Annotated in this window: 19 protein-coding genes; 10 read left to right on the forward strand and 9 right to left on the reverse strand. The window is 52.9% G+C overall.

Annotation, left to right across the window (positions count from 1 at the left end; all coding sequences use genetic code 11):
- Window positions 1-48: 48 nt before the first annotated feature.
- From KFE19_10755 to KFE19_10800, 10 genes are all read left to right on the forward strand, one after another.
- Complete coding sequence (locus KFE19_10755; protein QUO39598.1) at window positions 49-843, forward strand: helix-turn-helix transcriptional regulator; 795 nt, start codon at window positions 49-51, stop codon at window positions 841-843.
- Window positions 844-960: 117 nt separating this feature from the next.
- Window positions 961-1,566, forward strand: coding sequence for an MptD family putative ECF transporter S component (locus KFE19_10760; GenBank protein ID QUO36895.1), 606 nt, complete (start codon window positions 961-963; stop codon window positions 1,564-1,566).
- 3 nt (window positions 1,567-1,569) lie between these two features.
- Window positions 1,570-2,247 (forward strand): energy-coupling factor transporter transmembrane protein EcfT, encoded by a 678-nt coding sequence (locus KFE19_10765; GenBank protein ID QUO36896.1) that lies wholly within the window; start codon window positions 1,570-1,572, stop codon window positions 2,245-2,247.
- On the forward strand, window positions 2,247-3,728 hold the full coding sequence (locus KFE19_10770; GenBank protein QUO36897.1) for an energy-coupling factor ABC transporter ATP-binding protein: 1,482 nt from the start codon (window positions 2,247-2,249) through the stop codon (window positions 3,726-3,728). The genes KFE19_10765 and KFE19_10770 overlap by 1 nt, the downstream gene beginning before the upstream one ends.
- A 122-nt stretch (window positions 3,729-3,850) precedes the next feature.
- Window positions 3,851-5,659, forward strand: coding sequence for an ABC transporter ATP-binding protein (locus KFE19_10775; GenBank protein ID QUO39599.1), 1,809 nt, complete (start codon window positions 3,851-3,853; stop codon window positions 5,657-5,659).
- Window positions 5,652-7,400, forward strand: a complete 1,749-nt coding sequence (locus KFE19_10780; protein ID QUO36898.1) for an ABC transporter ATP-binding protein — start codon at window positions 5,652-5,654, stop codon at window positions 7,398-7,400. The genes KFE19_10775 and KFE19_10780 overlap by 8 nt, the downstream gene beginning before the upstream one ends.
- 20 nt (window positions 7,401-7,420) lie before the next feature.
- Window positions 7,421-7,792 carry a metal-dependent transcriptional regulator gene (locus tag KFE19_10785; GenBank protein ID QUO36899.1) on the forward strand — a complete coding sequence of 124 codons (372 nt, stop codon included), beginning with the start codon at window positions 7,421-7,423 and terminating at the stop codon, window positions 7,790-7,792.
- 477 nt (window positions 7,793-8,269) lie between these two features.
- Window positions 8,270-8,683 carry a sigma-70 family RNA polymerase sigma factor gene (locus tag KFE19_10790; GenBank protein QUO36900.1) on the forward strand — a complete coding sequence of 138 codons (414 nt, stop codon included), beginning with the start codon at window positions 8,270-8,272 and terminating at the stop codon, window positions 8,681-8,683.
- 103 nt (window positions 8,684-8,786) lie between these two features.
- On the forward strand, window positions 8,787-9,239 hold the full coding sequence (locus KFE19_10795; protein ID QUO36901.1) for an RNA polymerase subunit sigma-24: 453 nt from the start codon (window positions 8,787-8,789) through the stop codon (window positions 9,237-9,239).
- 10 nt (window positions 9,240-9,249) lie between these two features.
- A complete protein-coding gene (locus KFE19_10800) occupies window positions 9,250-11,481 on the forward strand; it encodes a hypothetical protein (GenBank protein ID QUO36902.1) in 2,232 nt (743 codons plus the stop codon).
- Window positions 11,482-11,831: 350 nt separating this feature from the next.
- Here the strand turns inward: KFE19_10800 and KFE19_10805 are convergent, their stop codons facing one another.
- From KFE19_10805 to KFE19_10845, 9 genes are all read right to left on the reverse strand, one after another.
- Window positions 11,832-12,227, reverse strand: a complete 396-nt coding sequence (locus KFE19_10805; GenBank protein QUO36903.1) for a hypothetical protein — start codon at window positions 12,225-12,227, stop codon at window positions 11,832-11,834.
- Between the two features lie 98 nt (window positions 12,228-12,325).
- Complete coding sequence (locus tag KFE19_10810; GenBank protein QUO36904.1) at window positions 12,326-12,586, reverse strand: hypothetical protein; 261 nt, start codon at window positions 12,584-12,586, stop codon at window positions 12,326-12,328.
- Between the two features lie 129 nt (window positions 12,587-12,715).
- The gene (locus KFE19_10815; GenBank protein ID QUO36905.1) at window positions 12,716-13,372 is read right to left on the reverse strand and encodes a hypothetical protein; all 657 of its coding nucleotides are present in this window, start codon (window positions 13,370-13,372) and stop codon (window positions 12,716-12,718) included.
- Between the two features lie 35 nt (window positions 13,373-13,407).
- Entirely contained in the window at window positions 13,408-14,676 is a 1,269-nt protein-coding gene (locus tag KFE19_10820) for a hypothetical protein (GenBank protein ID QUO36906.1), read from the reverse strand.
- Window positions 14,677-14,706: 30 nt separating this feature from the next.
- Window positions 14,707-15,102, reverse strand: coding sequence for a hypothetical protein (locus KFE19_10825; protein ID QUO36907.1), 396 nt, complete (start codon window positions 15,100-15,102; stop codon window positions 14,707-14,709).
- 92 nt (window positions 15,103-15,194) lie between these two features.
- Window positions 15,195-17,318: a right-handed parallel beta-helix repeat-containing protein gene (locus KFE19_10830; protein ID QUO36908.1), complete on the reverse strand. Its 2,124-nt coding sequence runs from the start codon at window positions 17,316-17,318 to the stop codon at window positions 15,195-15,197.
- Between the two features lie 262 nt (window positions 17,319-17,580).
- Window positions 17,581-19,431 (reverse strand): protein kinase, encoded by a 1,851-nt coding sequence (locus KFE19_10835; protein QUO36909.1) that lies wholly within the window; start codon window positions 19,429-19,431, stop codon window positions 17,581-17,583.
- 1 nt (window position 19,432) lies between these two features.
- On the reverse strand, window positions 19,433-19,858 hold the full coding sequence (locus KFE19_10840; protein ID QUO36910.1) for a hypothetical protein: 426 nt from the start codon (window positions 19,856-19,858) through the stop codon (window positions 19,433-19,435).
- Window positions 19,859-20,641: 783 nt separating this feature from the next.
- Window positions 20,642-22,279 (reverse strand): tryptophanase, encoded by a 1,638-nt coding sequence (locus tag KFE19_10845; protein ID QUO36911.1) that lies wholly within the window; start codon window positions 22,277-22,279, stop codon window positions 20,642-20,644.
- Between the last annotated feature and the right edge of the window lie 213 nt (window positions 22,280-22,492).

Genomic DNA, 22,492 nt, shown 5'->3' on the forward strand with positions numbered 1-22,492 from the left:
GATATGCACATGGGATATTGCAATCAAAATCAAGCCACAGCTAAAAACATGATAGAGATTAACCATTGTCTGATAGGACGTTTTGAGTGTAGCTTTGGCGAAAATAGTTGCTGCTATATGGCGGAAGGCGATTTGTCGATCAGCTCCATGATGAAGAAAAAGTCAAATTCGTGTTTTCCGCTGAACCACTATCACGGTATTTCTATCATCATCAATCTGGATGAATTGCTGCCGGAAGTACGGCAAATCATGGAGCTATTGAATATTGATTTGCACTACATACAAAAATATATTTGCGAAGGAAACCGTTGCTGCATCATGCGGGCCAATCCGTCTATTGAACATATTTTTTCGGAACTTTATCATGTCCGGGAAAAAAGAAAACCAGGATACATGAAAGTCAAAATGCTGGAACTGCTTCTGTTCTTAAGTGATCTCAATACGGCAGAAGAAGTTTTACAGACGGATTATTTCAATCAAAATCAGGTCGCATTGATTAAAGCAGTAGCGTCCTATATTACGGAGGACTTGACAGCACATCATACGATTGAACAGCTTTCCCAGAAATTCGAGATTTCTACAACAGCATTGAAAAAGTGCTTTCGAGGCGTCTATGGAACCTCTGTCTATTCTTATCTTCGTACCTATCGGCTTCAAGTCGCCAAAAAATTGTTGCTGGAAACCGAGTTGTCAGTAACGGAGATTGCAAGTAAAATCGGATATGAAAATCCGAATAAATTCACTTCTGCCTTCAAAGAAATGTATGGCAGCTCTCCGACGGAATTCAGAAAGAGTGTCCGTTTGGATAGAAGCGGGTCCGTATGGAGTGGCGAAGAAATCTGAGCTGTATTAGAATATCCTTTGTCAGATAAAAGCAGAAAGACCGCTTGAAGCTGGCCTATTTTTTGAATAGTGGGTTAGGTACTGCTAACTTTCTGCAAGACAAAGGAGGATTTCCAAATGGAAAATGAAAAATCGACAGGTAACAAGTACACTGTCAAAGACGCGGCAATCATCGGTATCTTCTGTGCGGTCATGTTCGTTGTATTTATGGTCTATTCGACCCTGACCGGCGCTTCACTGTTCTATTCCATGATTTTTAACGCCGCAGGTGCGGCACTTATCCTCGCACCGTTCTATGTTTATATGTGCATGAAAGTCGGCAAGCATGGCCCCGCTTTTGTCTACAATATCATGTGGGCAATTATCGCCGGATTGATGATGGGGCCGTTTATGATTCCGTGGTTTTTGGGCGGCGGTATCATCGCAGAGCTTTCCATGTGCGGAAAGGATGCCTACCATGACATTAAGCGTGTGTCCATTTCGTGGGTAATCACGGCATTGGTTCGCGCTGCACATGGTATGTCAGAAATTTGGTTTTTCAAAGACGCATTTCTTGCCACCGGCGTCAGTGAGCAGCAGGTTCAGGTTCAGACCCAGTATTACACCGATCCGAAGTACGTCCTTTTGAGCCTGGCTGTCACCGCTATCCTGGCCGTCCTTGGCTGCATGATTAGCAACAAACTGATTGTGAAGCACTTCAGAAAGAGTGGCGCGATTAAATAAACTATGAGCATGAAATTTGATTTTCGGACCAAATTGCTTGTCATAGTTCTCACTATGTCGCTTGTGGCGGTGCTCACAAGCGACATTTTGATATACACACTTTTGGGCGTTTTGAGCGTGTATTTGATTATTCAGGGCTTTGGCAGGCAGACAATAAAATATCTAATCGTCTGCGGTGTTTTTATCGTGTTAAGGCTGCTTTCAGGAGGACAGGGCATTACCATTCTTATGCCGGAAATGTTCCTGTTCATGGTGCTGCGTATTTTGATGATGGTTATGGCTGCGCAGCCCGTGATTGGTATGCCGCCGGGAGAAGTTGTAGCAGTTTTTAAAAAAATCCACGCTCCTGATGGAATTGCCCTGCCCGTAACCTTCATGTTGCGTTTCTTCCCTACTGTGCGCAGTGAATTTTCCGATGTGTTTGCCTCACTTCGGCTGCGAAAGCTGTTGTCATGGAAACATCCTCTGGACGCAATGGAGTATATTGTTACGCCTGTTATTTTCCGTTCATCCAGAATAGCTGAGGAACTCGCAGCTTCTGCTGAAAGCAGGGGGATTTCCAATCCGGGAAAACATACCTGCCGCAGGAAGATAGAATTTCAAAAAAGAGATTGGATTATGTGCGTGGTTGCTGTTTGCGTAACCGCACTCTATTTTGTGCTGGAAAGGACGGTAGCATAATGGTAAATGATAAAGCAAGGCGATCCGTTATCCAGTTTGAAGATGTATCTTTTGAATATCCGGGAGCCGAAACAGAAAGTATCCATCATATCAGCCTCGATATAAAAAAGGGCGAGTTCCTTGTTCTGACTGGAGGGAGCGGCTGCGGAAAGACAACTTTAACACGATTGATAAACGGGTTAGCTGAACAATTTTACGAAGGGACGCTGAAAGGGCGAGTCACACTGCTGGGACGCAGCATATCGGAATATCCTCTGTATGAAATCGGGAAAAAAGTAGGTTCAATCTTTCAAGATCCAAAGAGCCAGTTTTTTGCCAGTATTACAGAGGATGAAATTGCGTTCGGGTGTGAAAACTATGGCGTTCCGTATGAAGAACTGGATGGACGGGTTTCAAGTGCGATCAAACGTATTAACGGAGATATGCTGCGCGGGAAAGAAATTTATCCGATGTCCAGCGGAGAAAAACAGAAAATAGCGGTGGCCTCCGTCAATGCTGTTGACCCGGAAATTTATGTGTTTGATGAACCTTCGGCCAATTTGGATATGTATTCCGTTGAGGCGCTTAAAAATTTGATGGGTGGACTAAAAGCGGAAGGCCACACAATCATTGTTGCTGAACACCGGCTTTATTATCTTACTGACCTTGCAGACCGTTTTCTTTATATGGAAAACGGGAGCATAAAAGAAGAATGGACGGCGGGAGAACTGCTCTCTATTCCAGAAGAAAAAAGACGAGCCATAGGAATACGGGCGGCAGATTTACACCATATTGAAGTAGATATTCCCCCTACAAAAGAAAAAGATATGACGCTGGAGGTAAAGGATTTGACGTTTTCCTATCGCAAACATCCGGTTTTCCACGATATATCTTTTCGGGCGTATGCTGGCGACCTGATTGCGATTGTAGGCCATAACGGAATAGGAAAAACTACTTTGTCGAATATTCTTTGTGGTATGCAAAAGGAAAAAGAGGGTCAGGTCATATATAACGGGACAAAGGTATCTAAAGGCAAAAGGAAGAATTTTGCCTACTTTGTTATGCAAAATACAGATTGCCAGTTGTTTGGGGACAGCGTAGAAGAAGAACTGCTATTAAACGGAAAAGGCAGTACCCAGGAGCAACGCGATGATCTGCTAAAACTATATGGTTTGTTTGAATGGAAAGAACGGCATCCCGCTACTCTTTCCGGCGGACAGAAACAACGGCTCGCTCTCGCTGTATCGGATTGGATAGATACCCCCGTTTTGATTTTGGATGAGCCTACCAGCGGTCTTGATTTCAAAAATATGATGAGAATATCGGAGCATTTGAAAGCTCTGGCGCAAAAAGGAAAGACCATTTTAATCATTACCCACGATTATGAATTTGCCGCTATGACTTGCAATCGGGTTCTGCATTTCGTTGATGAAGGTCATGTAGAAACATTTCCGTTACAGGAAAATTTGTCCCGCTTATATTCCTGCCTTATGTGTCAATGAATTATGTGTCTGATTGGATAGATACGCTCTGTATGGAGTGGCAGAAACAACTGAATGATTTTATGATAATAGACGGGTTAGAAGATACTAACTCGTCTATTATTGCGAAAGGAGCCTTGCTTATGGATAAGCAAAAAAATGGAGAACTGTCCAGAATGTTCGGATATGCAGGGAAATTCCATGTTTTGACCGTTTTGGGATGTGTTCTCTCCGGGATCAGTACCATTTTATCTATGCTGCCTTTTGTTTGCATTTGGCTCGTCATCCGCGATTTAATCCAGGCTTTTGCTGCCGGGGATATATCTCTTGCAACGGGGAGCGCCCATTATGCGTGGATGGCGGTTGTGTTTGCAACGGCAAGCATTTTAATTTATTTTATCGCCCTGAACTGTACTCATCTGGCGGCGTTTCGTACAGCCACCAATATGAGAAAATCTGCAATTCATCATATCGTGACGCTGCCGTTGGGGTATTTCAGCCAAAATGCAAGCGGACGGCTCAGAAAAATCATTGATGATAATGCAGGACTTACAGAAGGATTTCTGGCCCATCAGCTTCCCGATCTGACCGGAGCCGCAGTTATGCCGGTTGCCGTTATTATTTTGATTTTCCTTTTTGACTGGCGGCTGGGAATTTGCTGCCTGATACCTATGGGAATCAGTGTCATCTTTCTCAAACAGATGATGGGCGGAGATAATGCGCAGTTTATGGGCAAGTATATGACTGCACTGGAAACAATGAATAAAGAAGCTGTGGAATATATTCGCGGTATTCCTGTTGTAAAAGTATTTCAGCAAACTATTTATTCCTTCAAAAATTTTCACGCTGCAATAGAAGAATACGAAAAATTTGCTTCCGGGTATGCCTTAAAATGCCGTATTCCTCTTACTGGATTTACAGTAACACTGAACGGCACATTTGTTTTACTTATTCCAGTCGCCATGTTTATTTTGTCCGGGGTCAGCGGCCAGGCGGCTTATGAAAATGTTGTGCTGGATTTTCTGTTTTACAGTTTGTTTACTCCGGTCTGTGCAACTATGATGAACCGTATCATGTTTGCCAGCGAGCAGCTTATGGCGGCTAAAAGTGCAGTCAGCCGGGTGGATGAAATTTTGCAGGAAAAGCCATTGAAAGAGCCGGAACATCCCCTGATCCCGGTAGATGCTTCGATTGTGTTTTCGGATGTTTCCTTCGCCTATCCAGGGGCCAAAGAGAAGGCCTTAGACTATATCAGCTTTGAGGTTCCGGCAGGAAAAACAGTTGCGCTTGTTGGTGCCTCTGGCAGCGGTAAAAGTACAGCAGCAAGTCTCATTCCCCGATTTTATGATGTTCAGTCAGGTTCTGTTACGATTGGCGGCGTGGATGTACGCAATATTGAGAAGCAGGAACTGATGGAAAGGGTTGCTTTCGTGTTTCAGAATACCCGTCTGTTCAAGGATACTTTACTGAATAATATTAAAGCGGCCCGCCCGGACGCTACCAGGGAAGAAGTCCTGAAAGCGGCTGATGAAGCACAATGCAAGGACATTATTGACCGCCTCCCGGATGGGCTTGATACGCTCGTTGGAACAGGAGGCACATATCTCTCAGGAGGTGAAAATCAAAGGATTGCTCTTGCAAGGGCAATCTTAAAAGACGCCCCTATTATTGTGCTGGATGAAGCCACAGCATTTGCAGATGCCGAAAACGAACATCAGATACAGCTCGCTTTTGAGCGGCTGACCCAAAACAAAACGGTTCTGATGATTGCTCATCGACTTTCTACGATACAAGACGCAGACCTTATTCTGGTGTTCAAGGATGGGCAGATTGCAGAAAGAGGTACACACGAAGAATTAGTAGCCTTAAATGGTATTTATTCTTCCATGTGGAAGGATTACCAGACTTCGATTGCCTGGAAGGTCGGAAAGGAGGACGAGCAGCATGATTAAGGCGTTAAAAAAGAAGTATGCGTTAAGCAATCAGGGTGCAAAAGACCTGTTAAAAGGGATCGTTTATTCGGTACTGGCTAATATCAGCCTTATGTTTCCTGTTATTCTTCTGGCTATCGTCCTCAATCAGCTTCTTGCGCCTGTTTTGGGAACGAGTGCGCCAGAGATCAGTGCCGCCGTTTACACTGTGATTGGAATTGTGATTTTAGCCGTTGTATTTATTTTTCATTATTGCCAGTACACCGCAGCATATCTCGGAACGTATGACGAAAGCGCAAGGCGGCGTATCGGACTTGCGGAAAAATTGCGCACCCTTCCGCTGACCTTCTTCCACCAGCGTGATCTTGCTGACCTGACAAGCACTATTATGGGAGACTGTGCAAACTTTGAGCACGCATTTTCCCATACGGTTCCACAATTCTTTGGAGCAGTTATCTCTACGGGGATTGTTTGTATCGGCCTGCTGATTTTCAACTGGCAAATGGGCCTGGCTCTTCTCTGGGTAGCTCCGATTTCATTTGCAATCGTTATTCTGTCACGGAAATGGCAGGAAAAACTCAACCAAAAACACATGAACGCCAGACTTGAGCTTGCAGAGGGTATTCAGGAGTGTTTGGAAACTGTACAGGATATAAAAGCCTGCAATCAGGAAGAAGATTATCTTCGCAAATTGGACGCAAAGATGGATGCCGCAGAAAAAGCACAAATTTCATCCGAAATGACAACGGCAAGTCTGCTGACAACCGGCCAGATGTTTTTACGGCTCGGTTTGGCAACGGTGATTGTAGTAGGTAACGGTCTTGTGGTAAGTGGAGGTACCTCTCTGTTTACCTATATTCTGTTTTTGATTGCTGCCTCCCGCCTTTATGATCCGCTTTCCGGGGCGATGTCAAATATGGCGGAGCTGTTCTCTGTACAGCTTCAGGTAAACCGTTTGAAAGAAATAGAGGAATACCCGGAAGAAACCGGCGAGAAGAATATCCATACAAACGGGTACGATATTACATTCGATCATGTCCAGTTTTCTTACGAAAAGGGCAAACCGGTACTGAAGGATGTTTCGTTTACTGCAAAACAGGGACAGGTCACGGCATTGGTTGCCCCGTCCGGCGGCGGCAAAAGTACAGTCGCAAAACTGGCAGCCAAATTTTATCCTCTGGACGGAGGAAGAATATTGTTGGGCGGAACCGATATTGCTCCGCTAAATTCAACCATGTTGATGAAAAACTTCTCTATCGTTTTTCAAGATGTTGTGCTGTTTAATAACACCATCATGGAAAATATTCGCGTTGGCAAAAAGGACGCTACGGACGAGGAAGTGATTGTCGCAGCTAAAGCAGCGCAGTGTGATGAATTTATTTCAAAATTACCTGACGGCTATCAGACAGTGATTGGAGAAAACGGCTCTACGCTATCAGGCGGTGAATGCCAGCGGCTTTCCATCGCACGCGCTCTTTTGAAAGATGCTCCTGTTATTCTTCTCGATGAAGCTACTGCTTCTCTTGATGTAGATAACGAAACTGAAATTCAAAACGCAATATCCAGGCTGGTAAAAGGCAAGACGGTTCTTATTATCGCTCATCGAATGAGGACGGTGGAGGCTGCCGATAACATTGTTGTATTGTCAGATGGTATTGTAGCCGAAAACGGGACTCACGAAGAACTTATGAAAGAAAATGGCCTCTATCATAGACTGGTCGATTTACAGACAGCTTCTGCAAATTGGAAGTTAAGCGTTTAATTCGTAATAAGGAGGTACTGATGAAACTTCATGCGTCCGGGGAGGACTACCTGGAAACCATCCTTGTTCTCCAAAAGAAACTCGGTATGGTACGCTCCGTAGATGTGGCCCGGCACATGGAGGTGTCAAAGCCCAGCGTGTGCCATGCAGTGGCTACCTTGCGGGACGGCGGCTTTCTCACGATGGACGAAGATCACTTTCTCCATCTGACCGATGTGGGCCGCGAGGTGGCTGAAAAAATCTATGAGCGTCACTGCTTCTTTACCGAGCAGCTTATCGCCGCAGGCGTTGACCCAAAAACTGCGGAGGCCGATGCCTGCCGGATTGAACACATTATCAGCGATGAAAGCTTTTCACGGCTGAAAGAGGCAGCCGGACAGGAACAAACCTAAACCGAATAAGCCAAGCGATCCTGCCCCGCAAGACGGGAAAAGAAAAAAACCGTTGCAGGGCAGGCAACTTCGTGCGCCCATAATGGATTTTCAGGGACTGCGGCGGTTTTGAGTACATCAAGGCCGCCGTTCCTTATGCCCTCGACAAAGGAGTGACGCCTACACGCTGACACGGCGGCTTTAGGAGGGAGCCGCCATGAAGCACACTGACCGCCGACAAATTCAGACGATATTTGCACTATCGTCAAAAAAATCCCGGCCACCGAACAGGCCCCGTCTGGCAGCCAGTGCGAAAATTGTCACAATGTAACTGAATACCGTGTTTTTTGCGCTCGAATAGCTTCATGCTGTCCGGGCGCTTTTTCATACCTGTGGGGCCGGAACATCGGGCCAACATGGCCCGAACCTTGCCCCCGGTGTCGTTCCCCGCCGCCCCGTTCAGATTTTCCCGCAAAAATCTGAACGGAGGAAAGGCCGATGGAAGTCACCATCAATTACAACGGACAAGCTGTGGCCGTGGAGGTCACGCTGGAAGTCTATGAATTTCTTGACCGGGCCGACCACAAAGCCGAAAACCTGTCTCATGAGCAGCGGCGGCATTGGGATGGCCGGGAGTTTGACGAGTACATAGTTGCCACCGAGGGCGTGGGTATCTACGGCGAAACGCCGGAGGACTACCTTTGCCGCATGGAAACGCTGGGCGAGCTGATGGCCGTCCTGGACACCTGCACCGAGACCCAGCGCCGCCGGTTCCTGCTCTATGCCCTGGACGGGCTGAGTTTTTCGGAGATCGCTGCCCTGTGCGGCTGCTCCAAGAGTTCGGTGCAAGGCTCCATTGAAGCGGTCAGAAAAATTTTCAAAAAAATTTTGAGAAACCACCCATACGAATGACCCCTTTTCGGGCTACCAAGTGAAAGGGATTGTCTCCCTTATCCCAGCGGGAGGCGGACAGCGGACAAGCTGCCCGCCTCCCCCATTTTCAGGAGGTAAGCCTATGAAAACCATCAATCTGCGGTGGATTTATCCCCACTACCGGCACAACGAGTTTGTGGAGGTCAGCGATGAGGTCTGGGAGGCCATACAGCAGGCCCAGCGCGAGATGAACAACTATGAGCGCCGGAAGGTCTACCACCGCGCCTACTACTCCCTGGACGCATATAGCTGGACGGAGAACTACGCGCTGGAACACGGGAGATCGCCGGAGGAAATCCTTTTGGAGCGCGAGGAACGGGCCGCCCGCCTGCGGCTGGTTGCCGCCTTGCCGGAGGCACTGTCTCATACCACTCCAACCCAGGCCCGCCGTGTCCGGGCCTACTACATCGCCGGTATCAACCAGCCGAAAATTGCCCGGATGGAGGGCGTACACAGCAGCAAGGTCAGCATTGCCATCCGGCGGGGCCTGCGGAATATGCGCCGCTGCTATGACGGCCTTTTCCCGTCAGAATGAGGGCGGGCCTATGCAGACCATCAACCTCAAGCAATATTATCCGTTCTGCACTGAGGACACCCTTGTGGAGGTGTCGGATGAAATCGTTGAGGCATTCCTGCTGGACAAGCGGGCCGAGGCCGCCAGGGAGCGCAAGATGTACCGCTACAAGGCCCACTACTCCCTTGACTGTGACGACGGGATTGAGAAGGCTGCCATCGGCTGGGCGCAGCCATCGCCGGAGGACTACATCGTGCAGAAAGAGGAACAGGCCGAACACGCCGAGCTGATCCGGCGGCTCTATGAGGCCATTTCCTCTTTGCCCCCAGCGCAGGCCCGCCGCGTCCATGCCCGGTATATGCTGGGGATGAAAGTGAAGGACATTGCCGCGATGGAGGGTATCACCCCATCCCAGGCGGGGAAGTCCATCCATGCGGCGCTTCGGCGGCTGCGCCGGTACTTCATACGCCGGAAATGGACAGGCGGCCTATGTTGGCTGGCGTGCAGGCTGGCGGGAAACCGGCTCAGCGCCCGGTGGCAGTATACCGCTATGAAACTTGTGCCGGTATTCTTACTGTTTCCGGTGGGGTCGTGGCTGCAGTACTTGGGCGACGCCCTGAAAAGTGCGGCCCAGCTTCCTGAAATGCAACTGCCGCTGATCTTGCCGGAGGCATCCCACGGGGGGCTTCCTGAAGTTGTCTCCCATACCGCTACAGCAGCCCCCCAGGCGTTTCCGCAGTTGGCGATTTCACCTACCGCCCATCAGGTCCTCATCACGCTGTGGGGTGTGTGCGCGGCAGCCGTTCTGGTCTGGAAATTTGTGCGATTTGCGGGATTCAGGCGGCGTCTGCGGCAAGCGGGACTGGTGGAACCAGGAGCTAACACGCAGCTTCTCCTCCAGAACTGTCGTCAAAAACTCGGCGTCCGGAAACCGGTTCAGCTCTGGATCAGTTCGGCAGCGCCGGGCCCCTTCGCCACAGGACTGCTGCATCCGCGTATTGTTCTGCCGGACCGGGCATTTTCCCAGCGGGAACTGCAGTACATTTTGCTCCATGAGCTGACGCACATCAAATCCGGAGACCTGTGGGTCCGCTGGATCTCTATGTTGGCGGCAGCAGTGCACTGGTGGAATCCGGCCATTTACCTGTGGAACCGGAAGATGGTGGAGCTGAGCGAAGAGAGCTGCGATGAGCGGGTCGTGCTGGATTGGCCCTCCCAGGAACGGATCGATTACGGCCGGGTCCTGCTGAAAACGGCCTGCGCTGCGGCGATACCGGAGGGACTGACCACATCGATCTCCACAACAAAACTGCTTCAAAGGAGGCTATCGAGAATGTTTCACACCAGGAATCTTACGAAAAAGCAGAAAATGATCTCCGCAGGCGTCATCTTGGCCCTGCTGGTCTGCGGTTCGGCAGCGGCTCTGGCTGTACAGAGCCCCGTTGTCATCCGGGAGGAATCGAAAGCCGCCGGGCAGACATCCGATTTCGCCAGTTCGCAGGGAACGGCGTCCGACACGATGGAACAAAAGGATCCGGTTCCTGCTGCGCCCCAGGAAGACTACGGTGAAGTTCAGGAGGACGAGGCATCTGATCCGCCGGCGAGGGCCGAGCAGGAGCGCGCCCCGGCTTCTTCCAATGCCGCCGGATCGCAGGACGATGCGGATGGACAAAATGCGCAGAGCATAGAGCCCGCGGATGACCATACGGCAGACACTTCCATCTATGCAGACGCCGTCCGGGGCGACACGGAGTTGATTCTGGCCCGAGGGGGCACGCTGCTGCCGGACAACGATCTGGGGTCCTACCGTGAGGTTAACGGCACCTTTTATAAACTTTTTGCAGCCAAAGGAAGCACCCCTAATGTGGTGCGTGTGATGGCAGAATATGACGTTGGAAATTGGGAAATTCTGAATTCTTCCGAACAGAAGATTGCCAGCGAAACCCTGGTAAACGGCGAGTACCCCAAAAACAGCCATGGAGAGAGCTATGGATCTTCTGCCTTGGCAAACTATGTTGGTTATTCCCCAGATTTGATTGCGGCTGTCGGCACTCACGGTGAGTCCGGCTATATTCGGGACGCAGACACGGATGTCATCCCAGATCTTTCCGCTGAGGAGTGCCCACACGAGTTTATGGTCCCCCTCTACGATTCCGAGGGCGAAGTCATCGGTGAATTCGCTGTTGACTGCGGCGGGCATTTCAGCGGCGGCATGACCATAGAAGAGGCAAAAGAGGCAATTGCGGCAGGTCTTGCACCCTGAGTACACGGCAGGAGTGATATGATGGTTTTCACTGGGGGCACATCTGCAAAGAGCGATCAAGCAGAGGTATCTTTGGAAACTTATACAGTCTGGATTGGTGCCGTGGAAAAAATTGCGTCTTTTCACTATGTAAAAAACTTTAAAGATTGTTCCTTTTCCTGCCACGACCATTTCATGAGTTTTCTCTGTTCCCTGCAGGATCGCGGGTACCGGTTCCAGTAGAAGTGCGGCTCTGGTTGGATCGTCCAATCGCGGGCCTTCTTCATGGAGTCTGTATTCATTTGCTGCACTGTACGCTGTTCAAGTATTTCAATGCCGATTAGAGGATATCATCTGCCTGCTTTAGCCTATCAAACGATATTTATTTGAGTGACCCAGAGCAGGAAAAACCGAAGCGGAAACAACGGAGCGGTCAGGCCAGGATGAATGCGCAGCCTCCAGCAAACGGCGTCAAACAGGATGGGAAACGACTCAAACGCATGCCGTTTCCCATCCAGACGGATCTTCACACGCAGAGGGTCACTGGCTCGGAGTCCAGTAGTCTTACCAAAAAGTTCCTGATTTCTTGCGAAATCAGGAACTTTTTGCTTTATGGCAAAAAGATTTGCTTCAACTTTCCGCTTCTTCTCCGACCAATACGGCGATAGTTTGGGATAGGAGGCAGCATCGCCAGACAGGAATTTCCCTTCGGGCGCTGCCCTATGCTTTTGGCGGTTACATTGCCGTTCCCAATCACCTCCCTCCATGCTATCCGTCGTCTCCTACATTATGTCCGGTGTGGCGTGGGTGTAGGTACTAAGTGTGAACCTTGCCGAGTAGTGTCCCAGGGTGCCGGACAGGGTCTTTACATCCACACCATATTTCGAGACAGCGCTGCGAAAATATGCCTGAGGCCGTGGAATCGAGTACGTCCCGTGCCGATGGCCTTGACGATCTTCTGGTGGGTATGCCGTAAGGAATCCGAATGAAACATTTTACCCGTCTTGGATAACGGGAACATGTAGGGATTTTCCCGATGCTTGTTGTGCTCCTCCACCAGCAGGTTTACCGCCTGCTGCGAGACCGGCAGGACGTGGATGAAATTGCGGGTCTTGGGCTGGCTCACCACCAGTTCTCCCTTGGTGCGTGTTACCTGCTTCGTGTAGGTGCCGCTGTGGTTCGTATTAAAAGCGAAAAAAATTAACAGGCCCTCTGCCGACTTAAGCGGCAGAGGGCCTGTTGCATGATTAAGGAATCAATCTAAAACTTCTACACTGTCATCTTCACCAATGGCCAGCTTCATATAGGTCATGCTGTCATTTTCATAAATACTGTATACGCCCAAGAAGGCGGTATCCGGCGCAAGCTCTTCTTTACTGTAAGTCGTGCCGTTAAAGACGAAATCGGGACCATCGGTCACCACACCGACGGCGTATTCCGTCTCCACTGTGACATCTTCACAGGAAAGGAGCACTTTAACGAAGTTGTCCTCCAGCCCCATGTCCTCTCCGGCTCCGGGCGTAACCTCCTTACAGGTTACAGTGGCCCCATCCCCAAAGGAACAGCCGCCGCCTAAGATGACCATAGCGTGATAGTCGCCCAGGATCGTAAGGCCGCCGTTGAAAGTGCAGTTGTCAAAATAGATGCCGCTGCGCAACTCAATGGAGCCATCCCGTGTACTGGCGGGATCAACCGTTACGGTGACCATCTCATCAAATGTCACATCATAGACTTCGATCGTTTCGCCTGCTTTCAGTTGATAATCGTACTGTACTTCGGCAGCATCGCCGTTGGAGTCATCTCCCTGGGGTGCATTGGAATCATTGGTGGGTGCAGAGGGGTCTGCGCCGGAACAGGCGCAAAGCGCCAGCAGCATGGCTGCCATAAGAAATGCAAACAGTTTCTTCATCATCAAATTTCCTTTCTTCTTGCGTATTTAATGACTGGTCATCCCAGTCGGTTGCCCCAGATGTCCTCATCCAATAAAATGACCGTGCCGGACTCGTCCCCCAGTACCTCCATAGCGGCCTTGGGATCATAGATGTCTGTTTCCAGATTGGCGCTGTCGCTGTGGATCAGCGGAATGTCAGCGTACTGCACATAGGTATTGCCCTCAAAATCGGGAAAGTACTCCTCTGCATACGTCTGGATGTAAACGAGGGCCGACCGGGCCACGAAGAACACGTTGTTCCGGATAGCGCATCCCTCCTGAAGATTGGGACCACCCTCATGGGCAAAAGCGGGAGAAAAGCTCTGGTCCATCCAATCCTCCAAGCCGGTAAAGAACACGAAGTTGTCTTCATACAGGCAGTCAATGAACTGATGATCCGGGTCCGGCTCCTCATCCCAGTTAAAAAACGTCAAGCCGGAAGCGCACTGATAGAAAAGATTTCCTGTAAACTGCTTCCCCACCATCAACTGCCGCGTTTCCCCCTGTTGGTCGAAAATCTCCATGCCCGCGCCAGCGTGATACATGTGATGGACATAGTTGTTCCGGATTTGGATGTTCTCTGTACCACCACCCAGATCTCTGGCCAGACGCTGAATACCCCCACCGTAGCCGGTTACTGCATCACCGGTGTTATAGGCACCGATCACTCCACCTACCCAGCCTACCTCACAGTTCTGGATGATGATGTCCCGGCCCTCGCCCGCGTTCACCACTCCGTCTCCGGCAAAACCGATGAACAGGTTGTCCAGCACGCAGCCATCGGCAATGTTATCAAAGAGGGGGCACTGAGTCTGGAACTCAATACTCTCATAGAGCTCCCCAGGGTTTCCCTCGTCACAGCGGAAGTACAGCGCTCCCACGGGAATATTCCCATCCCACTCCCAGCCGGTGAGAAAAACGGGCAGAGTGTCCGGCAGGGTGCTGTTCGCCTGGGAGAAGAAGGTCAGGTTTTCCGTCAGCTCCGTTGTCACATCGAAGGGTGCCTGGGAGAGCTGCTCCTCCAGGTCAAAGTCTTCCGGGGTCCAGTTGGCGGGACCGATGTAGTGGAGAAACTCCGTGCCGCTCCAGTAGCCCAATACCTTCTGGGCGACGATCTCCTCATTGAGCACCATAGCGCCGCAGTCTGGCATATCCCGGTGGTAAAGCCAGATCTTCTCCCCGTTTTCTCCCTCCCACCAGAGGGACCAGAGAGCCGAATCTCCTCCGTTCTCCGGGGACGCACAGATACGGGGCTTTGCTCCCTCCCCGTAAGCGGAGTAGGTCACACCCTCTTTTGTTTCTACGGTGGTGTTCCGCTAGACACCGCCCCGCTCCAAGAACACCGCGTCGCCGTGCTCCAGCGCAGCCTTGTTGACCCGGTCCAGCGTGGCCCAGGCGGTCTCGGGGCTGAGCCCGTCATTTCCATCATCGCCCTTGTTGGACACGTAGTAGGCAGTACCGGTGTAGGTCTCACCGGGAACAAGCGTCTCATCCCACACAATTTGGGTTTCACTGGTCAGGATGGTTTCCCGTCGCTCCACCGCCTCCTCCAGCAAAGCCGTGGCGGCGGCCACGGCCTCATCCATGGGACCAGCGGAGCTGCCTGCACTTCCGCCCTGGTGACCCGCTCCCGCACCTGCGGTACATCCGGACAGCAAGAGGACAACGGTCAGCCCCAATAGAATGGACATACCCTGTCGTTTTCTCATCATAAAGCCCCCCCTGTTCAGAATGTTGCGTGGGGACAGTGGAAACCGGCGGTGACTTTGCTTTCGCCCGTGCCGCAAACGGCACACAGACACCGTCATCCTTCGATCACCACCCCTCTGTCATCGCCCAGAAGCTCGAGGCCCTCTGTCAGCGTGAGGGCGGTGCCGCTGTCCGCCAGATAAAGACCGGTGCCGCCGGGGCTCTGTACATAGGTGTTGCCCGTAAAAATACGGCTGTATTCCTCTGAGTACCGGTCCACCAGGATCAGCGCTCCCGAGGCAAAGGCAAAGGTGTTGTTCCGCACCTGCACGGTGCCGTCATGGGCGCAGGGCCCGCCCTGGAGAACGACTGCGTCACAGAAGGCCTCCTCCCAGATGCTGTTGAACCAGTTGTCCTGACCGGAGTACAGCACCAGATTGTCCTCCACCGCCATATTCCGGAAGATGTGCCCGTCCACTGCCTTCTCGTCCCAGTTGCACAGGAGAATGGCCTGGGTACAGTATTCTATGAGATTGCCGGAGATGGTACAGCCTTCCATGGCGGGGCAGTCCTCAAACAACTCCAAGGCGATTCCCTCCTGAAAGGTGTGGTGGACATAGTTATTCCGCACGGTGATGCCGCTGCCGTTGAAGGCCATGCCGCCGCCGTTGCAGCCCATGGAGCCGCAGTTGTAGGAGATGTGGTCATCCGATCCGGAGGCAGGTCTGTACCCGGTGACATTGCCTCCCATGAAGCCCACCTCCATGTTTTGAAGAAGGCTGTGGTTGCCGGTGGGAATGCCGTTGGCGCTGCCGCTGACGAAGGTCATGGAAGAAAACAGGATACACAGATTGTCGTATACCTGGTTGTCGGCAAAGCCGTCCACCAGGGGGAAGGGCTGAATGAACTCGATGCTCTCGTAGAGTTCCCCCGGATTTCCCGCGTCGCAGCGGAAGTACAGCTTCCCTGTCACATAGTCGTAGCGGCTGTCCGCCTCATTCCAGGTATGGAAAATGCGGTCGTTGTAGAGCCCCTGCCGGTCCTCCGGGTAGCGCAGGTCCGGGAAGCAGTACCCGTCGGGCAGGTGCTCTTCCACCGAGTAGACGGTCCCCTCCTCCAGAGGCCAGTAGTTCTCGTCCACCACCTGATATTCGCTGCCGTTCCAATAGGCTTTGTCCCGGTTTGCCACAGTCTCCTCGTTTAACACGATACCGGCCACCTCGGTCATCTCCGTGGAATAGACCCAGATCTTTCTCCCGTCCGCCCCCTCATAGGCGAGGGTCCACTTCTCTTTGCCGGCACCATTTTCCAGGGAGCCCAGAAACCGGGGCTTTTCTCCCTCCCCGTAGGCAGAGAAGGTGATCCCCTCTGTCCACACGGCCGAGCTGGGCAGACTGACCCCGCGCCACACGCTGCCCCGCTCAAAGAACACCGCGTCGCCGTATCGAAGCGTCACGTGATCCAGGGCCGCCGGGGTGGCAAAGGCGGTTTCCGGGCTGCGGCCGTCCTGGTCGTCGCTGCCGCCGTTGGAAATATAGTAGGCCGTGCCGGTGTAGGTCTCACCCTTGACGAAGGTATCGCTTTTGACGATGGCCGTTTCACTGCTCCGGATGGCTTCCCGGCGCTTGTCCGCCTGAGTTAAAATTGCCTGCACCTCCGGTGTGGAAAAGAAGGCCTCGTCCCGGGCCTCTATGGCCGGTGCGGCACAGCTCTCCTCCGACTCATACAGCCGCAGGACTGCCAGCGCCGCCTCCTCGATGGTAAAGGGCTGCTCCAGCCGCAGATCCCCGGCCTCGTCAAACTCCAGCAGGGGAAGGCCGGACACCAGGGAGACCCGCCGCTGGGAGAAGTCATAGGCCGGACCCACATGGTTGTTGTCCGCGCAGCCTTCTCCCAGATCAATGGGGGTGTCCCAGTCGAAGAGGGGATAGTCCATGGTGACCACCTCCCACACCCGGCCGGCGTATGCCCCAAAACAGTCTCCGGCCAATGCGTTAAAGGAGGCCAGCCCCATGGCCTTTGCCCCAAACAGCAGCGCCACCATGCCGCCGTCCCGCCGCATTTCTTCCTCCGGCGCGTCAGCGGTCTCCTCCTCCCACGCCGGCAGCCTGCTCTTGTCATACAGGGAAATTGCCTTCCCGAGCATGGCGCAAAACTGGGCCCAGGTAACGGCGCTGTCCGGATCTCCCGCATCCTCCGGCAAAAAGCCATACCAGGCGGTACGCTCCCACTCGTCCATAGGGATTTCCGCAGATAACTCCTCCGCTTCCACAGTGGCAGTCGGAGCAATAGACTGTTTCTCTGTGCCGCAGGCAGACAGGGAAACCAGAAGGCAAATTGCCAGAAGAAGAGCAGAAAATCGTCTCATGATGCCGTGATCCTTTCTCGCGGGATAGGTTAAAAAAGAGAAATTCCCCAAAGAGGGCCGTATGCTCCTCTTTGGGGAATAGTTTATCATACACGCCTGAATATCGGGTGCGCAGTCTGCGCACCGAATCTTTTCACTGATACTGGATCTGAAACGCCGCTTGAGACAACTGCTCCTGTACCAAGGGCTGATGCTGCTTGCTCAGGGTTAGAAGCGAAAGCCAGGGACAGTCCAGCAGCGGGGTGAGGTCGGTAAGAGGATTGTTTCGCAAGTCCACATCCGTCATTACGGGCATTTCGGGCAGAAAAGACAGGCCGCTCACCCCTGTTTCCCCGAGATTCAAATAGCGCAGACTGGACAGAAGGGTAAGCGCCTCCGGGTGAGAGACGGCGCTGCCGTACAGATCCAGATCCCGCAGGGCTTGAAGACCTGTAAAATGAGAGAGGTCTACATCCTGTGTAGCGTACAGCCGCAGTTCCACCAGTCCGGTCAGTCCCGCCAGGGTATCCGCCGCCCCGCCGGGCAGCTCCCCTACAATCAGTCGGGTGAGATTGGGACAGGACTCCAGCGGGGAGAAGTCCGTGACCCAGGTGCCCCGCGCGTTCAGGGACTGGATACCGCTCCCCTCAAAGACCTCCACCGAGGTGATGCCGGTCGCTTCCAATGTCACCTCCTGCAATGCGGTCATCTGGGCCAGTACCTCCGCGGATCGCACAGGGTTTTCCCCCAGGTCCAGCACACGCAGCTCCGTCTGGCCTGCCAGCGGGCTCAGATCGGAAATCTGGTTTCCTGTGAGACTGAGATACTCCAAGGGCAGCTCCGCCAGGAAGGATACATCCGAGATCTGCTGGTAGTCCAGGATCAGTACCCGCAGGTTGGTGCACTGTGCCAAAAGCTCCAGGTCGCCGTCACTGATGTCCCCATGGGCGATCTCCACCGCATAGCGGTCGTGGGCGAAGCCAACTCGGTCCTCGTGCTCCTGAAGAGTGCCCATCAGAGCCTCTCCGCATACCAGCAGTTGCTCCACCTCACCCAGCCGCTCCACGGGGATGGGTTCTCCGTCCTCCAGCTGTAACTCCTGACGAAGGGCATCCTCCAGCAGAGATGACTGCGGCTGCGCCTCAGTGGCGGAGCCCCACAAAATGCCGAGGATGATCGCCGCACCTGTCACGACGGCGGCAGCTGCGGCGCCCCAGCGCAGCCAGCGGTATTTCAGCGCCCGGTACACCGCACGGACAGAGGAATAGCGGTTTTTCGGATCGAAGGCGGTGCACCGCCGGATCACACGGCGCAGGTATCCGGGGCCCATATCCTGCTTGGAGAGGTCAAAGCTGCCCGTGAGCAAAAAGTGCATCAGGATGCCCAGACTGTAAAGGTCGGAACGCTGATCCGTCTGCTGATAGCCGAATTGCTCCGGCGGAGCAGTGACCTCGGTCCCAAGGAACACGGTGTCTCCCTGCTGTTCCGGCCGGTGGCGCCGTGCGGTGCCCAGGTCGATCAGATGGCAGCAGCCTAATGGATCTAAAACCACATTCTGGGGCTTGACATCCCGACAGATGACCGACGGATTTTGACTGTGCAGATAGCCTAGCACCTGGCACAGGGATAATGCTGCTTCCCGCACTTTGTCCGGGGCAAGGGGACCTTGGGCCGTTACCAGCTCATGGAGGCTGACACCGTCCACATACTCCCGAACCAGGTATTCCATTCCTTCCCATTCCAAATAGGCCATGGGCTGGGGAAGCTGCGGATGCCGCAATCTGCGTAGCAGTTCATACTCCTGTTTTAGGGCATCCTCCCGTCCCGCAGGTTGGAGTTTCAGAACCGCTGGCAAACCAGCCCGATCTCGGACCAGGTACACCTGCCGTTCCCCGTCTTTCAGGCAAGCCTGGGGAATATATTGGGCACTCAGACAGGGAGGCAGCAAAAGATCATCCAGCACCTGAGTCTGATACTCCCGCAAAAACTGTTCCCGTGCCTCCATATCAACTCTCCCTGGCATAGAGGCTTCGCTCGGGCAGGGAGGCAAGCAGGTCCTCTGTTTCCAGTAGGGTCATGTGCTGGTTCAGGGCAAAAATCACCGCTGCGTCCCGGCGTATTTTCGGGTAGAGCGCCCCGCAGCCGCCCACCATCAGCAACCGTTGGGCCTCTTTTACATTCAGGGACAGGGACAGTGCTGTGCGCAGCAGGATATCCCGGCCCGGGATCCGCTCACCGCGCAAAACCTGATATGCGTAGGATTTGCTGATGTCGGCAGCAGCGATCCACTCTGGAGCCGATACCCCCGCCAGCTCCAACAGCTCCTGAAGAACCTGCGCGCAGGTGGGCTCCGTCCGCTCCTGGCTTAAAAAGGCCTTGCCGCTCTCTCGGCCGCGCAGCCTATGGAACAACTTGCTTGTGGTTTCGGGCATATACCCCTCTCCTCTCCATCATTGCCGCAAGCCTATCCCAGCTAATCGGGCTAAAGAGACAGAATTGTCTGATCCCTATTCTGACTCGGATGATCAGTGTCCAAAAAGTAATATCCGATTTCAATGAAGTTCAAGCGAACAGCGTTTTTGCGGATGTCTGAATGTTCTTGAGGCCTTTGTTTTTTGTAAATCTATGCTACATACACTTTTATTTTTCATTTTACCGTAAAAATAAAAATTGCGCCAGAGGGAAGAAACAATCTCCAAATCCATTGCCCTACCCGACCTTTGTTATCATTCGTCTTCTTGATATATTTCCCCACCACTTGGCGCAGTAGGGGCAGTGCAGGATGAATTGTCTGGCCTGCAAGCAGCACTTGACATTTTCTCGATTGCAAGCTACCATCACGGAAACAAGTCCACCACTTGCGGAAAGAGTTCCCGGCTCCGCCCAATGAGCGGAGCCGGGGACTTGACCAATGCGATGACCAATATCCGGATATCAGCGGGTGGACACAGTGAACAATGACCTTTTGCTCGTTCTGAAAAAGTGAAACCAAAAGCGCCGGAAAGCGCCTGATAGCAGGGCTTTGACGCACAGACGGATCTTCACTCGCAGGAGGTTACTGGTTCGAGTCCAGCAGTCTCCACCAAAAAGTTTGCCTCAATGAGAAAGCAAGAAGCCTGTCCCGAAAGAGACAGGCTTTCTTTGCTGTAAAGGTTTTGATTTTGTTATCCTTCGTATCGTTGATACCCTTCTGTATCAGATAATTGGGAGGAAGATTATTCGTTTGGATAAGGCTCCAGGAAGGCGTGGAAATGGCGCATGGGCAGATTATGGCCCCAGACAATGCGCATGTTGGGGATATTCTCCCGATCCTCATACAGGGCTTTCACCGCAGCAATCACATAGTCCAGATGCTCCTGGGTCAGGCGGCTGCGGTCGATGGCAAAGCGCACCACATTGGCCAGCTCCGCCTGCTGCTCCGGGGTCTTCAGGTCGTACTCCATGGAGTAGTCGCCAAGCTCTGAGACCCGGATACCGTACCGGCGGATCAGCTCCAGGGAGAAGCCCTCGCCGGCGAAGGTGTCGTGGCCCCGCTTTCCGTCAAAGAATTCGTCCATGTTGATGTACACAGCATGGCCGCCGGCAGGCAGCACCACGCCCTTGATCCCGGCCTTGTAGAATCCCTCGGCCAGGTAGTTGCACTGCGCTACACGTTCGCTCATGTAGCCGAAGTTGCAGCTTTCGTACAGGCCCACGGCCAGGGCCATGATATCCCGGCCGGACATGCCGCCGTAGGAGTCGTTGCCGTAGCAGGAGATCTGCTTGACCTTCAGCAGCACGCCCACGTCGGTCTTGACGGTGCCGTCGGCGTTGAAGTCGGAGAAGTTCTTCCAGAACAGTCCGCGGTCCCGGAAGGCCAGCATGCCGCCCATGTTGGCGTGGCCGTCCTTCTTAGCGGACATGGTGAAGGCGTCGCAATAGGAGAACATCTCCGTTGCGATCTCGGCGATGGACTTGTCGGCGTAGCCCTCCTCACTGGTCTTGATAAAGTAGGCGTTCTCCGCCCAGCGGGCGGCGTCAAAGACCAGGGGGATGTTGTACTTGTGGGCCACCCGATTGATCTCCCGCAGGTTGGCCATGGACACCGCCTGACCGCAGATGGGATTGTTGGTGATGCAGGCGAAGACCAGGGGTACGTTCTCCGGCCCCACGCCCTGAATCAGCTGCTCCAGCTTCTCGATGTCCATGTTGCCCTTGAAGGGGTTCTTCTCGTACCGGCCGCCCTCGGGCACCTGGTAGAGCAGTTCCTTGTCGTACAGGTTCCGGGGAATGGAGCCCATCTGCTTGATGTTGCCCTCCGTGGTATCGAAATGGCCGTTAGAGGGGATAGTGAACACCTTGCCCGGATGCCGGGCGGAGAGGATATTCCGTACGATTTCCATCAGTACCGACTCGGCGGCCCGTCCCTGCTGGATGATAAAGGTGTTGGGCCGCTCCATCTGGGCAGCGCCGCCGTTGAACAGGCCGCCCTCGTACTCGCAAAGGTACAGCTCGTCCATCATCTTTTCCACATCCCGGCAGTCAGTGCGGACCAGATCGATGGACTTCTTCCAATTCTTCTCGCCGCCCCGCTCAAAGATGTCCCGGAAGGTGTCCAGCAAAACATAGTAGCCGGTGTTACGGCCGTATGCCTCGTCTCCCAGGAACAGCGCGGCCCATTGATGATTGGTCATAGCGGTGGTGCCGGAGTCCGACAACATGTCCACTGTCAAAAGGCCGGAGGGGAAAGCAAATTCATTATAGTGGGTGGCTTTCAGGGCCCGCTCCCGTTGTTCCACGGTAACCGTAGGCAGGTCGCGGACGGCAAAGGCGCAGTGGCGGGGGGTGGGAACATTCAGCGGATACATTTTCATAGACCTTTTACCTCCATGTTTTGGTGCTGTGCACTGTCAGATTTGGAGATACCCCGGTCACCGGCTGGTGCCGGCTGGCGGACGGTATGACTGCCGCGGCCTTTCCCAAGAGGCCAAAGAGGGGAGTGGTTCTTTTTTCATTATAGCGGAAAGCCTCACTGGTGTAATTGTTGCGCCGGACAAGGGATCTGAAAAAATTCTGTCCTGCCGGAC

The sequence above is a fragment of the Dysosmobacter sp. Marseille-Q4140 genome, assembly GCA_018228705.1.
Lineage (GTDB): Bacteria > Bacillota > Clostridia > Oscillospirales > Oscillospiraceae > Oscillibacter.